Consider the following 13,381-nt stretch of genomic DNA (forward strand, 5'->3'; position numbering starts at 1 on the left):
AGGGTGGATCACTCCTCCACGGGGGCACACCGTGTTCTGACGAAGCTGTGCGAGAGAATGGCGGCATGGAGATGCCGAGGAGTGAACGGTCGCAGGACAGCCCCCCGCAGGTTCTGATCGTGGGCCAGGACGGGATGGCGGTCGGCGGCGCCGATGACGAGTCGCGCGAGGTCCCAGTGACGGAAATGGTCGAACAGCCAGCCAAGGTCATGCGGATCGGCAGCATGATCAAGCAACTTCTGGAAGAAGTCCGCGCTGCACCTCTCGACGAGGCCAGCCGGGTTCGCCTCAAGGACATTCACGCCAGCTCGGTGAAGGAGCTGGAGGACGGGCTGGCACCGGAACTGGTGGAGGAGCTCGAACGCCTCTCCCTCCCGTTCACGGACGAGGCCATTCCGTCCGAAGCGGAACTTCGCATCGCGCAGGCCCAGTTGGTGGGCTGGCTGGAGGGCCTCTTCCACGGCATCCAGACCGCCCTGTTCGCGCAGCAGATGGCCGCGCGGGCCCAGCTCGAACAGATGCGCCGAGCCCTGCCGCCGGGCGCCCCGCACGACGAGGAAGACGGCCACGGCGGAGCCATCCGCTCGGGCCCGTACCTCTAAACCCGTCGGGCGTGTTCACGCCCCGCCGTACCGGACTCCGTCCGCCGCCTTCCCGGGCCGGCGGGCGGAGTTCGGCGTTTTCGGCGACAGGCCGGACAAGCGGCGGGCAAGCGGCGGGCAAGCCCGCGCCGCTGCCTGAAACATGGGCCGCGCATACTCGTGGGCATGACCTACGACGCCATCGTCCTGGCCGGGGGCTCCGCACAACGCCTGGGCGGCGCCGACAAGCCCGGCCTGAGCGTCGGCGGCCGGGCCCTGCTCGACCGCGTCCTCGATGCCTGCGCCGATGCCGCCGTCACGGTCGTCGTCGGGGGCCGGCGGGCCACCGCCCGGCCGGTGGCCTGGGCGCGGGAGGACCCGCCCGGCGCCGGCCCGCTCGCCGCGCTCGACGCCGGGCTCCGGCAGTGCACCGCCGAGCTGGTGCTCGTACTCTCCGCCGATCTGCCGTTCCTCGGCCCGGACACCGTCCGCGCGCTGCTGGCCGCGCCCGGCCGCGCCCACGAGGGCGCGCTGCTGCGCGACCCGGCCGGCCGGGACCAGCCGCTCGTCGCCGCCTACCGCGCCGAGCCGTTGCGACGCGAGCTGGCCCTGCTCGCGACGGAGCACGGCAACCTCACCGGCCTTCCGCTCCGCGCGCTCACCGCGGAACTGGACCTCACCCGCATCGAGGCGCAGCCGCTCGCCTCCTTCGACTGCGACACCTGGGACGATCTCGCGGCAGCCCGAGCCCGCATCAGGGAGCATGGGAACGTGTTGGACGAATGGATCACCGCCGTCAAGAACGAGCTGGGCATCGACCTCACCGTCGACACCAAGACCCTGCTCGACCTCGCCCGTGACGCCGCCCACGGCGTCGCCCGGCCCGCAGCACCCCTGACCACCTTCCTGGTCGGCTACGCCGCCGCCCAGGCCCAGGCCGCCGGTGCCGACCCCGCCGACGCCGTCGCCCGTGCCTCGGAGCAGGCGGCCGCGCTGGCCCTCCGGTGGGCTGCCGAGACCGGACCCGGGGAAGGGCCTGTATCCGGATGACCTCGCCCCACGCCTCCCGTTCCCCCCTCCCCGGCCACCCGGCGGCGGCCGCCACGGCCGAACGCGCCTTGGACGAAGCCCTGGCCTGCGCCGCCCGCCTGGTCCGCCCACCCGCCCCGGTGGCCGAGCCGACCCCGGACGCTGCGCCGGCCGACGCCAGAGGCGATCTCCCCGGGCCGAACGAGGCCACCGCGGTCCCGGAGCCGGAGTCGGACCCGGAGCCGGATGACGCGAATCCGGGTCTGGACCTGGGCCTGGGTGCGGACCCGGAGCCGGAGCCGACCCCGGACGCGAATCCGGGTCTGGGCCTGGGTCCGGACCCGGCGCCGGAGCCCGACCCAGAATCCGACCCAGAGCCGGAGCCTGCCCGGGAGCGCGCTCCGGAAGCCGCTCCGGAAGCCGCTCCGCCGCAGCTCAGCGCCGAGCAGGCGCTCGACGAGGCACTCGCCCTGGTCGCGCGGAACCCGGACGGCGGCGGACACCGCGCGGCCGGCTGGGCCCGGGCCCGCGAGGCGGCCGCACGGGCCGGAGCGGGCCGACGGGTCCGGATCCACCGGGTGCCGCTGGCCGAAGCCCTCGGCGAGGTGCTCTCAGAGCCGCTGGCCGCGCTCACCGACCTCCCGTCCTTCGACACCTCCGCCATGGACGGCTGGGCCGTGTCCGGCCCCGGCCCCTGGGCGATGCGGCCCGGCGAGGGAGTCCTGGCCGGTTCGGAGCGGCCGGATCCGCTGGCCGACGGCGAAGCCGTCCGGATCGCCACCGGCGCCCGGGTGCCCGCCGACACCACCGCCGTGATCCGCAGCGAACACGCCCGGGCCGACGAGGACAAGGGCCGCCTGTACGCCGAGCGGAAGGTCGTCTCCGGCCAGGACATCCGGCCGCGCGGCCAGGAGTGCCGCTCCGGCGACCTGCTGCTGCCCGCCGGGGCCCGGGTGACTCCGGCCGTCTTGGGCCTCGCGGCCGCCGCCGGGTACGACGTACTCACCACCCGCCCCCGCCCGCGGGTGGAGATCCTCGTCCTGGGCGACGAGCTGCTCACCGAAGGCCTGCCGCACGACGGCCTGATCCGGGACGCCCTGAGCCCGATGCTCGGCCCCTGGCTGGGCCGGCTCGGCGCCGAGGTCGTCGCCACCCGTCGGCTCGGCGACGATCCGGAAGGGGCGGAGGAGCTCTACCGGACCCTCACCGGCTCGACCGCCGACCTGCTGATCACCACCGGCGGCACCGCCTCCGGCCCCGTCGACCACGTCCACCCGGTGCTGAGCCGGGCCGGCGCGGAGCTCCTCGTCGACGGGGTGGCCGTCCGCCCCGGCCATCCGATGCTGCTGGCCCGGCTGGACGAGGACCGGCACCTGGTCGGCCTGCCCGGAAATCCCCTCGCCGCCGTCTCGGGGCTGCTCACCCTCGCCGAGCCGCTGCTCCGCGGCCTGGCCGGACTGGGCCCCCGCCCCCGCTGGACCGCGGCCGTACGCGGCGACGTACCCGGCCACCCGCACGACACCCGGCTGGTTCCCGTCGTGCTGTCCGGCGATCACGCCGTACCGCTCCGCTACAACGGCCCGGCGATGCTGCGCGGCGTCGCCGTGGCCGACGCGCTGGCCGTCGTACCGCAGGGCGGCGCGCGGACCGGGCAGGAACTGGAGATTCTCGAACTGCCGTGGGCCGTGGCGGCCGGGGAGTGTTTCACGTGAAACTTCACGGACAGGACGCGATGGCCCGCGACGCCGACGAGAAGCTGGTCTCACGGCGCGTCAAACTGCCGAAGCGCATTGTCGAGCAGCCGCTGCGTCAGGTCGGCAAACGGCTGCTGATGGCCTTCTTCGTGCTGTTCCTGACGGTCCTCATCGTCTATCTGGACCGCGAGGGCTATCACGACAACGCCAACGAGACGGTCGATTTCCTGGACTGCTTCTACTACGCGACGGTCACCCTCTCGACGACCGGTTACGGCGACATCGTCCCCCACAGCGACAGCGCGCGGCTGGTCAACGTCCTGCTGATCACGCCGCTGCGCGTGCTGTTCCTGATCATCCTGGTCGGCACCACTCTCGAGGTCCTCACCGAGCGGACCCGGGAGGAGTGGCGGCTGAACCGCTGGAGGAAGCAGTTGCGTGACCACACGGTGGTCGTCGGTTTCGGCACCAAGGGACGCTCCGCCCTGCAAACCCTGCTGGCCACCGGCCTTCGCAAGGAGCAGGTCGTCATCGTCGACCCGAGCTCCAAGGTCGTCGACATCGCCAATTCCGAGGGCTTCACGGGCGTGGTCGGCGATGCCACCCGCTCCGATGTCCTGCTGCGGGCCGAGTTGCAGAAGGCCCGTCAGATCATCATCGCCACCCAGCGGGACGACACCGCGGTCCTGGTCACCCTGACGGCCCGGCAGCTCAATCGCGGAGCCAAGATCGTCGCGGCGGTGCGCGAGGAGGAGAACGCCCCGCTGCTCCGGCAGTCCGGCGCCGATGCCGTGATCACCAGCGCGAGCGCGGCCGGCCGGCTGCTCGGCCTGTCCGTCCTCAGCCCGAGCGCGGGCACCGTGATGGAGGATCTGATCCAGCAGGGCAGCGGCCTGGACATGATCGAGCGGCCGGTGACCAGGGCCGAGGTCGGCAAGCAGGTCCGGGAGACCGAGGACCTGGTGGTGAGCGTGCTGCGCGGCCACCGCCTGCTGCCGTACGACGACCCGCACGCCGGCCCGCTGCAGCTGACCGACCGGCTGATCGTCATCGTCCGCGCGGTTCCCCCCGCCACTCCGGCGGTGACGCTGCCTCCCGCGGACTGACGGGGCGTATTACTGTCCGGGCCATGCATGCGATCACCATCCCGCAGCCCGGCGGCCCCGAGGCCCTCGTCTGGGCCGACGTACCCGATCCGGTGCCCGGCGAGGGCGAGGTCCTCGTCGACGTCGCGGCCAGTGCCGTGAACCGTGCCGATGTGCTCCAGCGGAAGGGCTTCTACGACCCGCCGCCCGGCGCGTCACGCTATCCCGGCCTGGAGTGCTCGGGCCGGATCGCCGCCCTGGGGCCGGGGGTCTCCGGCTGGTCGGTGGGCGACGAGGTGTGCGCCCTGCTGGCGGGCGGCGGTTATGCGGAGCAGGTGGCGGTGCCGGCCGGGCAGGTGCTGCCGGTCCCGGACGGGGTGGACCTGACCGACGCCGCGGCGCTGCCCGAGGTGGTGGCCACGGTGTGGTCGAACGTCTTCATGGTCGCCCACCTGAGGCCGGGCGAAACCCTCCTGGTGCACGGCGGGGCCAGCGGCATCGGGACCATGGCGATCCAGCTGGGCAAGGCGGTGGGTGCCCGGGTGGCCGTGACGGCCGGCGGCCCGGAGAAGCTGGCCCGCTGCAAGGAACTCGGCGCGGACATCCTGATCGACTACCGCGAACAGGACTTCGTCGCGGAGCTGCGGGAGGCGACGGACGGGGCCGGCGCGGACGTGATCCTGGACATCATGGGCGCCAAGTACCTGGCGCGGAACGTGGACGCCCTCGCCGTGAACGGCCGACTGGCCGTCATCGGACTACAGGGCGGGGTGAAGGCCGAACTGAACCTGGGGGCGTTGCTGTCGAAGCGGGCGGCCGTGATGGCGACTTCGCTGCGGGCCCGGCCGCTGGACGAGAAGGCGGCGATCGTGGCGGCCGTACGGGAGCACGTGTGGCCGCTCATCGGGTCGGGACGGGTCCGGCCCGTGGTGCACGGGAGGTTCCCACTCGCCGAGGCCGCCGAGGCGCACCGCGTCCTGGAATCCGGATCGCACACCGGCAAACTGCTGCTCATTCGATGATCTTGATTCGTCATTCAGTCGCCGATCTGTGACCTTCGCCCCACTGCCGGAGGGCTTTCGGCGACATATAAGGTGCACGTAAGTGCGACCATGTGATCGCATGCTCCTGAGCACACGTCACCCTTGAGAAAAGGCGACCCCTTTCATGTCGTTCCCGCAGCAGCCCGACCCCAACGCGCCCTTCGGCTACGCCCCCAACGGCGTCCCGTACTCCGAGAAGTCCAAGGTCGTCGCCGGCGTCCTGCAGCTGTTCCTCGGCGCCTTCGGCGTGGGTCGCTTCTACACCGGCCACACGGGCATGGCCATCGGTCAGCTCCTGACCTGTGGCGGTCTGGGCATCTGGGCCCTGATCGACGCCATCATGCTGCTGGTCGGCAGCAACGTCACCGACTCCCAGGGCCGGGTTCTGCGCGGCTGAGTGTGAGCCTGCCGAACACGCCTTCAGGGCCCGTACCGTGGACGGTACGGGCCCTGCCGGTCGTTCTCGGCGCCGCCGCCCTCGCGGGCGCGGTGTACGTGTACGGGCACAGCCCCTACGACCCCGCCCAGCTGCTCCCGAAGTGCCCGTGGCGACTGCTCACCGGCCTCGACTGCCCGGCCTGCGGCGGCACCCGCATGGCCTACAGCCTGCTGCACGGCGACCTCGCGGCCGCCGCCCGGGCCAACCTCCTGCTGCTGGCCACCCTGCCGCTGGTCCTGCTCGGCTACGGCCGCTGGCTGACCGTGGCCACCGTGCGGGGCAGGCGCTACCGGCTGCCGCTGCGCCGCCGCGGCATCGCGGCGATCCTCACGATCGCCGCGATCTGGACGGTCGCCCGCAACATCTGGGCCTGACCGGCGGGACCCTGCCGACACGCCCTAGAGGGCGCGCAGCAGCACCGCCGGGTTCTCCACGCAGTCCGCGACGAAGCGGAGGAATCCGCCTGCCGTCCCGCCGTCGCACACGCGGTGGTCAAAGGTCAGGGACAGCTGCACCACCTGACGGACCGCCAGCTCGCCCTGGTGGACCCAGGGCTTGGGGACGATCCGGCCGACGCCCAGCATCGCCGCCTCGGGGTGGTTGATGATCGGAGTGGAGCCGTCCACCCCGAACACCCCGTAGTTGTTGAGGGTGAAGGTGCCGCCGGTGAGGTCCGCCGGAGCGAGCTTGCCCGTCCGGGCCAGCTCGGTGAGCCGGCCGAACTCGGCCGACAGCCCCTCCGGGTTCATGGACTGCGCCTCCCGGACCACCGGGACCACCAGGCCGCGCTCGGTCTGGGCCGCGAAGCCCAAGTGCACCGAGGGCAGCCGGACGATCTCGTTCGCCGCGAGGTCCACCCTCGAATTCAGTTCCGGGTAACGGGCCAGCGCGGCGGTGCAGATCCGGGCCAGCAGCGCCAGCACCGATATCTTCGGGCCGCCGACCGCATTCATCGCGGCCCGCGCCGCCATCAGTTCCGTCGCATCCGCGTCCACCCAACAGGTGGCGTCCGGAATCTCCCGCCGGCTGCGCGACAGCTTCTCCGCCACCGCGCCCCGCAGGCCCTTGAGCGGGATCCGCGTTGCCTCCGCCGGCACGGCGGCGGGCGCCGCGGCGGCCGGCCCGGCGGCCTGCTCGGGGGCCTGCTCGGGGGCCTTCAGGGCCGCCTCCACATCCGCCCGCAGGATCAGCCCTTCCGGGCCGGACCCCTGCAGCCCCCGCAGGTCGACTCCGTGGTCCCGGGCGAGCTTCCGCACCAGCGGGGAGATCACCGGGACGGGGCCGGAGGCCAGGACCGCCGGGACGGACGCAGCGGCGGGTGCGGGAGTGGGGGCGGGCGCGGCGGCCGGGACCGGGGCCGCAGCCGGTGCGACGGGCGTCCGCCCGGCCGGCTCGGCCGGCCGGATCCGCCGGCGCCGGGCCGGCTTGGAGTGGTCCGTGCCGTAGCCGACCAGCACATTGCCCGAGCCCGCTTCGGCGCCGGTGCCGGACTCCGGCGACTGCGGCTCCGCCGCCCCGGTGCCCACCGCGACCGTGATCAGCGGGGCTCCGACGGGCAGCTCCGTGCCCTCCTCGCCGAAGCGGGCCGTCACCACGCCGCCGTACGGACAGGGGACCTCCACCATCGCCTTGGCCGTCTCGACCTCGACCACCGGCTGGTCCACCGCCACCACATCGCCCACCGCGACCAGCCAGCGGACGATCTCGGCCTCGGTGAGCCCCTCGCCGAGGTCGGGGAGCTTGAACTCCATCACCTGAGGCATCAGTTCTCCCACTGCAGGCGGGCCACGGTGTCCAGGATCCGGTCCACGCCGGGCAGGTGGTGCTTCTCCAGCATCGGCGGCGGGTACGGAATGTCGAAGCCGGTGACCCGGAGCACGGGAGCCTCCAGATGGTGGAAGCACCGCTCCGTGATGCGCGCGGCGATCTCCGCACCCGGGCCGCCGAAGCCGCCCGCCTCGTGGACCACCACCGCGCGGCCGGTCCGGCGTACCGAAGCGGCCACCGTCTCCTCGTCGAACGGGACGAGCGAGCGCAGGTCCACGACCTCCAGGTCCCAGCCCTCCTCGCGGGCCGCCTCCGCCGCCTCCAGGCACACCGGCAGCGAGGGACCGTAGGTGATCAGGGTGGCGCCGGTACCGGGCCGCCGGACCACCGCACGGCCGATGCCGGGGACCGCCGCCGGGGACTCCGGCGACCACTCGGCCTTCGACCAGTACAGCCGCTTGGGCTCCAGGAACACCACCGGGTCGTCCGAGGCGATCGAGGCCCGCAGCAGTCCGTACGCGTCCTCCACGGTGGCCGGGGTGACCACGGTCAGGCCGGGGGTCGCCACGTAGTAGGCCTCGGAGGAGTCGCTGTGGTGCTCCACCCCGCCGATCCCGCCGCCGTACGGCACCCGGATGGTGATCGGCAGCGGCATCGCGCCCCGGGTCCGGTTCCGCATCCGGGCGACGTGCGAGATCAGCTGCTCGAACGCCGGGTAGGCGAACGCGTCGAACTGCATCTCGACGACCGGGCGCAGCCCGTACATCGCCATGCCCACCGCAGTGCCGAGGATGCCGGCCTCGGCGAGCGGGGTGTCGGTGCACCGGTCCTCGCCGAACTCCTTGGCCAGGCCGTCGGTGATCCGGAAGACCCCGCCGAGCGCACCCACGTCCTCGCCCATGACGTGGACCGTCGGGTCCTCCGCCATCGCGTCCCGCATGGCCCTGGTCAGGGCCTGCGCCATCGTGGCCGGCTTGGCCGCCAGCTGTGACACGGCCATCAGTCGGTCTCCGCTTCCAGCTCCGCGCGCAGCATCGCCGCCTGCTCCTGCAGTCGGCCGGTCTGCTCCGCGTACACGTGCTCGAACAGGTCCATCGGGTCCAGCACCGGCTCGGCGTTCATCCGCTCGCGCAGGGCGGCGGCCATCGTCTCCGCCGCGTCCTTGGCCGCCTGGATGCCCGCCTCGTCGAGGATGCCGCGCTCGGTCAGCTCCCGCTCCAGCAGCTGCACCGGGTCGTGGGCCAGCCAGGCCTCCACCTCGGCGTCGCCGCGGTAGCGGGTCGCGTCGTCCGCGTTCGTGTGCGCCTCGATCCGGTAGGTGACCGCCTCGATCAGGGTGGGTCCGCCACCGGACCGCGCCCGCCCGACCGCCTCGGCCAGCACCTCGTGCACCGCGGCCACGTCGTTGCCGTCGACCAGCCGGCCGGGCATGCCGTACCCCACGGCCTTGTGGGCCAGGGTCGGGGCGGCGGTCTGCTTGGCCAGCGGGACGGAGATCGCGAAGCCGTTGTTCTGGACCAGGAAGACCACCGGGGCCTGCCACACGGCGGCGAAATTCAGCGCCTCGTGGAAGTCGCCCTCGCTGGTTCCGCCGTCGCCGACCATGGCCAGCGCCACGACGTCGTCGCCGCGCAGCCGGGCGGCGTGTGCCAGGCCCACCGCGTGCGGCAGCTGGGTGGCGAGCGGGGTGCACAGCGGGGCTATCCGGTGCTCGTGCGGGTCGTAACCGGTGTGCCAGTCACCGCGCAGCAGGGTGAGCGCCTGCACCGGGTCCAGGCCGCGGGCCACGGCCGCGAGGGTGTCCCGGTAGCTGGGGAAGAGCCAGTCCTGGTCCTCCAGCACCAGCGCGGCCGCGATTTCGCAGGCCTCCTGGCCGACGGTGGACGGATACACCGCGAGCCGGCCCTGCCGGGTCAGCGCGGTGGCCTGTGCGTTGTACCGGCGGCCGCGCACCAGTTCGGCGTAGCAGCGCCGCATCAGCTCGGGGTCGAGCTTCTCGGCCGCGGGGGTGCCCAGCACCCGGTACGGCTCGGGGTCCGGGAGCAGCGGAGCGGCGTCCGTGCGGGGGCGCCAGGCAGGCGGTGGAGTGGGCCGGTAGGACGACGACGCACCGGCACCGGGCAGCTCTTGGACCGTCATGACGGCGTACACCTCCTCGTGGGAAGCGGGCAGGCAGCGCACTGCGGTGTGAGGCGCCTCACCTACCGATTGTTCGGTCGTGGGCGCATTTTGGCTACAGGCGGCTCCAGGCTGTGGACAAACGGATGTCCACAGCTTGGGATAGGAGCAGGACGTCCACAACAGGGAGGCCGGGGGCAATGGCGGATGAACAAATGGCCCGCTCGGGTGAGGTGCCCGCGGTGCCGCCCCGGCCGCTCGACCCCATCGACCGTTCGATCATCGAGCTGCTGCAGAGCGACGGGCGCGCCTCCGTACGGTCGGTCGCCGAGCAGGTCCACGTCTCCCGCGCCAACGCGTACGCGCGGATCAACCGGCTGATCGACGACGGCGTGATACGCGGTTTCACCGCCCGGATCAACCACGAGCGGGCAGGCCAGGGCGCCTCCGCCTACATCACCCTGAAGATCGTCCAGAATTCCTGGCGGACGGTCCGCGAGAAGCTCCGCGAGCTGCCCGGCGCTGCGCACATCGCCCTGGTCAGCGGCGATTTCGACGTGCTGCTGCTGGTCCACACCCCGGACAACCGGACCCTGCGCGAGCTCGTCCTGACCCGCCTGCAGTCCATCCCGGAGGTGCTCTCCACCCGGACCCTGCTGGTGTTCGAGGAGACGGACCTGGCGGCCGACCGCACGGCGCTGCCGGGCCCGCCGGTCTCCGAGGAGTAGGCGCCCCGTACGCTCCTGCCGACTCGGCACGATCTCTCGGGAGGCGGGCATGACCCTGGTCGCAGCGGCATTGGACAGCCTGACCCTGGCGGGTGAACACGTACGGCTGGAGCCCTTGGCGCAGCGGCACCATGACGGGCTGTGCGAGGCGGTGCGTGACGGAGAGCTGTGGAAGCTCCCCGTCACGATGGTCCCGCACCCCGACGGCATGCGTGCCTGGATCGAGGCGGCGCAGGCCGCGCACGCGGCGGGCACCGACCTCGCCTTCGCCACCGTCGAGCAGGCCACCGGCCGGATCGCGGGCTCCACCCGCTACCTGAAGGTGGTGCGGGAGCACCGCCGACTGGAGATCGGCTGGACCTTCCTCGGCCGCTCCTGGCAGCGCACCGCCGTCAACTCGGAGGCCAAGCTGCTGATGCTCGGCCACGCCTTCGAGACCCTGGGGATGCAGCGGGTGGAGCTGCTGACCGATGCGCGCAATGCCGCCTCGCGCGCCGCGATCGCCCGGATCGGCGCCACCGAGGAGGGCGTCCTGCGCCGCCACATGGTGATGTGGGACGGCGCGGTCCGCGACTCCGTCCTCTTCAGCGTCACCGACGAGGACTGGCCGGCCGCGAAGGCCGCCCTGACCGCCCGCCTCGCCCGCTCCGCACCCCGGTCCGGCTAGCAGCCGCCTAGGGGGCGGCCGTCCGCAGGCCGTCGAAGGCCAGCCCGACCACCGCGTCGGCCAGTGCGTCCGTCTCCCGGGCGTCCGCCCCCGGGTGCGGCCGGTACCACTCGACCAGCGAGTTCACCATGCCGAACAGCAGCCGGGTGGCCAGCCGGGTGTCCACGTCGGCCCGCAGGTCCCCCTCGGCCGCGGCGGCCTTGAGCAGGCCGGCGACCCGGTGGTCGAACTCGCGGCGCCGCTCCAGCGCCCAGCGCTCGGTGCGGGTGTTGCCGCGCACCCGCAGCAGCAGGGTGACGTAGGGGAGTTCGGCGAGCAGTACCTCGACCGTGCGCCGGGTGACGTATTCGACCTGCTCGACGGCGCGGCCGCGGGTGGCACCGGTCTCGTCGAGGATGCCGAAGAGGCCGTCCAGGGCCCGGCTGACGGCCCGGCGCAGCAGCTCCTCCTTGCCCGCGACGTGGTGGTAGATGGAGGACTTGGAGATTCCGGCGGCCTTGGAGAGGTGCTCCATCGAGGTGCCGTCGTAGCCGCGCTCGTTGAAGACCTGGACGGCGACGGAGAGCAGGGTCTCGGGGGTGTAGGTGTCCCGGCGGGCCGTGGTCATTCCGCACCGCCTTCTTCTTCGTCGTCGGTGCCGGCCTGGTAGCCGAGCCGGTAGAGGGCGAGCGAGGGGGCGTAGCGGCCGCCCGGAATCCGCTCGTCCAAGTGGTGCAGCAGGTCGTAGGCCCAGTCGCGGCCGAGCCGGTCGTGCCATTCACCGGGTCCGAGCGGGTAGTTGACGCCGAGCCGCATGGCGGTGTCGATGTCCGCGGCGGTGGCCGCTCCGCGGGCTACCGCGTCGGCGGTCAGGTCGATGAGCATCGCGACGGTCCGGGCGACGATCATGCCGGGGACGTCGCCGATGACGCTGACCTTCTTGCCGAGCTTCTGGAACAGGCCGATCGCCTCGGCGAGGGTCTGCTCGGAGGTGTCCTCGCAGGCGGAGAGCGCGATCCGGGTGGCGCCCCGGTAGTCGAGGGCGAGGTCGAAGTAGACGACGTCGGCGAACTCGATCGCGGTCTTGCCGTCGGCGAGCACCAGCTGGCCCTCGCCGGGGAGCTGGATGTAGGGGCCGCCGGTCTCGACCTCGGTGACCTCGATCCCGGCCTCGCCGATGAGTTCGACCAGGCCGGCGGCCGGGCCGAGGTCGCCGACGACGGTCACGGCGGCCGGGGCGTCCTCGGGTGCGGCGGTGTGCGGTGCCGGGGCCTTGGCGTCCGGTCCGTACGGGTACCAGCCCTGCCCCGACTTGCGGCCGAGCCGGCCGGACTGGACCAGCCGGCGCTGGGCGAGCGAGGGCAGGAACTTGGGGCTGCGGAAGAAGGACTCCCACACGGAGCGGGTGACGGCCTCGTTGACGTCCTGGCCGATCAGGTCGGTGAGCTCGAAGGGGCCCATCTTGAAGCCGCCGCTCTCGCGGAGCACGGCGTCGATAGTCGCGGGGTCGGCGCCCTGCTCCTCGTACACCGCGAAGGCCTCGGCGTAGAAGGGGCGGGCGATCCGGTTCACGATGAAGCCGGGGGTGTCGGCACAGCGGACCGGGGACTTCCCCCAGCCGATCATCGTCTCGTACGCCCGCTCGGCGGCGGCCGGGTCGGTGGCGAATCCGCTGACCACCTCGACCAGCGGGAGCAGCGGGGCCGGGTTGAAGAAGTGCAGGCCGAGGAAGCGGCCCGGGTGTGCGAGGCCCGCGGCGATCTCGGTGACGGAGAGCGAGGAGGTGTTGGTGGCCAGCAGCGTGTCCGGCGCGACCACTGCTTCGAGGGCGCCGAAGAGCTCGCGCTTCACGTCGGGGTCCTCGACGACCGCCTCGATCACCAGGGCCGCGTCGGCCAGCTCGGGCAGGCCGTGGGCCGCCTCGATCCGGCCGATCGCCGTGTCGGCCTCGGCGCGGTCCAGCCGGCCCTTGGCGGCCATCCGCTCCACCCGGTCCCGCACGGCGTCCCGGCCGGCCCGCGCCCGCTCCTCGTCGACGTCCTGGATGAGTACGCGGTGACCTGCGAGAAGAGCGACCTGGGCGATGCCCTGGCCCATGGTCCCCGCCCCGACGACCGCCACGGTGCGGGAGCGCTCGATAGCTGTCATGTCCCCGATCCTCTCGCATGGGTTGTCCACAGGAGGACACAGGCCCTCTTGTCCCGACCGATCGTTCGGTTACTCTAACTCCAGTCTGCTCCGCTACGCCCGG

General features: G+C 72.9%; 14 protein-coding genes. 9 read left to right on the top strand and 5 right to left on the bottom strand.

What is annotated here, in order from left to right; all coding sequences use genetic code 11:
- The first annotated feature begins 65 nt into the window (after positions 1 to 65).
- The 7 genes from AB0447_RS09665 (at position 66) to AB0447_RS09695 (ending at position 6,245) form a co-directional block, all read left to right on the top strand.
- Positions 66 to 602 carry a bacterial proteasome activator family protein gene (locus tag AB0447_RS09665; RefSeq protein WP_366476020.1) on the top strand — a complete coding sequence of 179 codons (537 nt, stop codon included), beginning with the start codon at positions 66 to 68 and terminating at the stop codon, positions 600 to 602.
- A gap of 165 nt (positions 603 to 767) precedes the next feature.
- The gene (locus AB0447_RS09670; RefSeq protein ID WP_366476021.1) at positions 768 to 1,631 is read left to right on the top strand and encodes an NTP transferase domain-containing protein; all 864 of its coding nucleotides are present in this window, start codon (positions 768 to 770) and stop codon (positions 1,629 to 1,631) included.
- Entirely contained in the window at positions 1,628 to 3,322 is a 1,695-nt protein-coding gene (locus tag AB0447_RS09675; protein ID WP_366476022.1) for a molybdopterin-binding protein, read from the top strand. Before AB0447_RS09670 ends, AB0447_RS09675 begins: the two co-directional genes overlap by 4 nt.
- A gap of 20 nt (positions 3,323 to 3,342) precedes the next feature.
- Positions 3,343 to 4,410 carry a potassium channel family protein gene (locus AB0447_RS09680; RefSeq protein WP_366476216.1) on the top strand — a complete coding sequence of 356 codons (1,068 nt, stop codon included), beginning with the start codon at positions 3,343 to 3,345 and terminating at the stop codon, positions 4,408 to 4,410.
- Between the two features lie 23 nt (positions 4,411 to 4,433).
- The gene (locus AB0447_RS09685) at positions 4,434 to 5,411 is read left to right on the top strand and encodes an NAD(P)H-quinone oxidoreductase (RefSeq protein WP_366476023.1); all 978 of its coding nucleotides are present in this window, start codon (positions 4,434 to 4,436) and stop codon (positions 5,409 to 5,411) included.
- Between the two features lie 145 nt (positions 5,412 to 5,556).
- Positions 5,557 to 5,829, top strand: a complete 273-nt coding sequence (locus tag AB0447_RS09690) for a TM2 domain-containing protein (protein ID WP_366476024.1) — start codon at positions 5,557 to 5,559, stop codon at positions 5,827 to 5,829.
- A 2-nt stretch (positions 5,830 to 5,831) separates the two neighbouring features.
- Positions 5,832 to 6,245: a DUF2752 domain-containing protein gene (locus tag AB0447_RS09695; RefSeq protein WP_366476025.1), complete on the top strand. Its 414-nt coding sequence runs from the start codon at positions 5,832 to 5,834 to the stop codon at positions 6,243 to 6,245.
- 24 nt (positions 6,246 to 6,269) lie between these two features.
- Here the strand turns inward: AB0447_RS09695 and AB0447_RS09700 are convergent, their stop codons facing one another.
- Genes AB0447_RS09700 through pdhA form a run of 3 tightly spaced genes read right to left on the bottom strand, consistent with a single transcriptional unit; the run spans position 6,270 to position 9,777 of the window.
- Entirely contained in the window at positions 6,270 to 7,634 is a 1,365-nt protein-coding gene (locus AB0447_RS09700) for a dihydrolipoamide acetyltransferase family protein (protein WP_366476026.1), read from the bottom strand.
- Complete coding sequence (locus tag AB0447_RS09705; protein WP_366476027.1) at positions 7,634 to 8,638, bottom strand: alpha-ketoacid dehydrogenase subunit beta; 1,005 nt, start codon at positions 8,636 to 8,638, stop codon at positions 7,634 to 7,636. Before AB0447_RS09705 ends, AB0447_RS09700 begins: the two co-directional genes overlap by 1 nt.
- Positions 8,638 to 9,777: a pyruvate dehydrogenase (acetyl-transferring) E1 component subunit alpha gene (gene pdhA / locus AB0447_RS09710; protein WP_366476028.1), complete on the bottom strand. Its 1,140-nt coding sequence runs from the start codon at positions 9,775 to 9,777 to the stop codon at positions 8,638 to 8,640. The genes AB0447_RS09705 and pdhA overlap by 1 nt, the downstream gene beginning before the upstream one ends.
- A 179-nt stretch (positions 9,778 to 9,956) precedes the next feature.
- Between pdhA and AB0447_RS09715 the strand changes: the two genes are divergently transcribed.
- Both AB0447_RS09715 and AB0447_RS09720 read left to right on the top strand, forming a co-directional pair.
- Positions 9,957 to 10,484, top strand: coding sequence for an Lrp/AsnC family transcriptional regulator (locus tag AB0447_RS09715; RefSeq protein WP_366476029.1), 528 nt, complete (start codon positions 9,957 to 9,959; stop codon positions 10,482 to 10,484).
- Positions 10,485 to 10,533: 49 nt separating this feature from the next.
- The gene (locus AB0447_RS09720; protein WP_366476030.1) at positions 10,534 to 11,151 is read left to right on the top strand and encodes a GNAT family N-acetyltransferase; all 618 of its coding nucleotides are present in this window, start codon (positions 10,534 to 10,536) and stop codon (positions 11,149 to 11,151) included.
- A 7-nt stretch (positions 11,152 to 11,158) separates the two neighbouring features.
- On the opposite strand, the gene AB0447_RS09725 is transcribed toward AB0447_RS09720, so the two are convergent.
- Positions 11,159 to 11,758, bottom strand: coding sequence for a TetR/AcrR family transcriptional regulator (locus AB0447_RS09725; RefSeq protein WP_366476031.1), 600 nt, complete (start codon positions 11,756 to 11,758; stop codon positions 11,159 to 11,161).
- On the bottom strand, positions 11,755 to 13,278 hold the full coding sequence (locus tag AB0447_RS09730; protein ID WP_366476032.1) for a 3-hydroxyacyl-CoA dehydrogenase: 1,524 nt from the start codon (positions 13,276 to 13,278) through the stop codon (positions 11,755 to 11,757). Before AB0447_RS09730 ends, AB0447_RS09725 begins: the two co-directional genes overlap by 4 nt.
- Positions 13,279 to 13,381: the final 103 nt, after the last annotated feature.

The organism is Streptomyces sp. NPDC051211 (assembly GCF_040689505.1).
In the GTDB taxonomy this organism is placed as follows: Bacteria; Actinomycetota; Actinomycetes; order Streptomycetales; family Streptomycetaceae; genus Streptomyces.

Bases quoted from the DNA above. Each gene is read 5' to 3' on its own strand.
- AB0447_RS09665 (WP_366476020.1), top strand. From the start codon at position 66: ATGGAGATGCCGAGGAGTGAACGGTCGCAGGACAGCCCCCCGCAGGTT.
- AB0447_RS09670 (WP_366476021.1), top strand. From the start codon at position 768: ATGACCTACGACGCCATCGTCCTGGCCGGGGGCTCCGCACAACGCCTG.
- AB0447_RS09675 (WP_366476022.1), top strand. From the start codon at position 1,628: ATGACCTCGCCCCACGCCTCCCGTTCCCCCCTCCCCGGCCACCCGGCG.
- AB0447_RS09680 (WP_366476216.1), top strand. From the start codon at position 3,343: ATGGCCCGCGACGCCGACGAGAAGCTGGTCTCACGGCGCGTCAAACTG.
- AB0447_RS09685 (WP_366476023.1), top strand. From the start codon at position 4,434: ATGCATGCGATCACCATCCCGCAGCCCGGCGGCCCCGAGGCCCTCGTC.
- AB0447_RS09690 (WP_366476024.1), top strand. From the start codon at position 5,557: ATGTCGTTCCCGCAGCAGCCCGACCCCAACGCGCCCTTCGGCTACGCC.
- AB0447_RS09700 (WP_366476026.1), bottom strand. From the start codon at position 7,634: ATGCCTCAGGTGATGGAGTTCAAGCTCCCCGACCTCGGCGAGGGGCTC.
- AB0447_RS09705 (WP_366476027.1), bottom strand. From the start codon at position 8,638: ATGGCCGTGTCACAGCTGGCGGCCAAGCCGGCCACGATGGCGCAGGCC.
- pdhA (WP_366476028.1), bottom strand. From the start codon at position 9,777: ATGACGGTCCAAGAGCTGCCCGGTGCCGGTGCGTCGTCGTCCTACCGG.
- AB0447_RS09715 (WP_366476029.1), top strand. From the start codon at position 9,957: ATGGCGGATGAACAAATGGCCCGCTCGGGTGAGGTGCCCGCGGTGCCG.
- AB0447_RS09720 (WP_366476030.1), top strand. From the start codon at position 10,534: ATGACCCTGGTCGCAGCGGCATTGGACAGCCTGACCCTGGCGGGTGAA.
- AB0447_RS09725 (WP_366476031.1), bottom strand. From the start codon at position 11,758: ATGACCACGGCCCGCCGGGACACCTACACCCCCGAGACCCTGCTCTCC.
- AB0447_RS09730 (WP_366476032.1), bottom strand. From the start codon at position 13,278: ATGACAGCTATCGAGCGCTCCCGCACCGTGGCGGTCGTCGGGGCGGGG.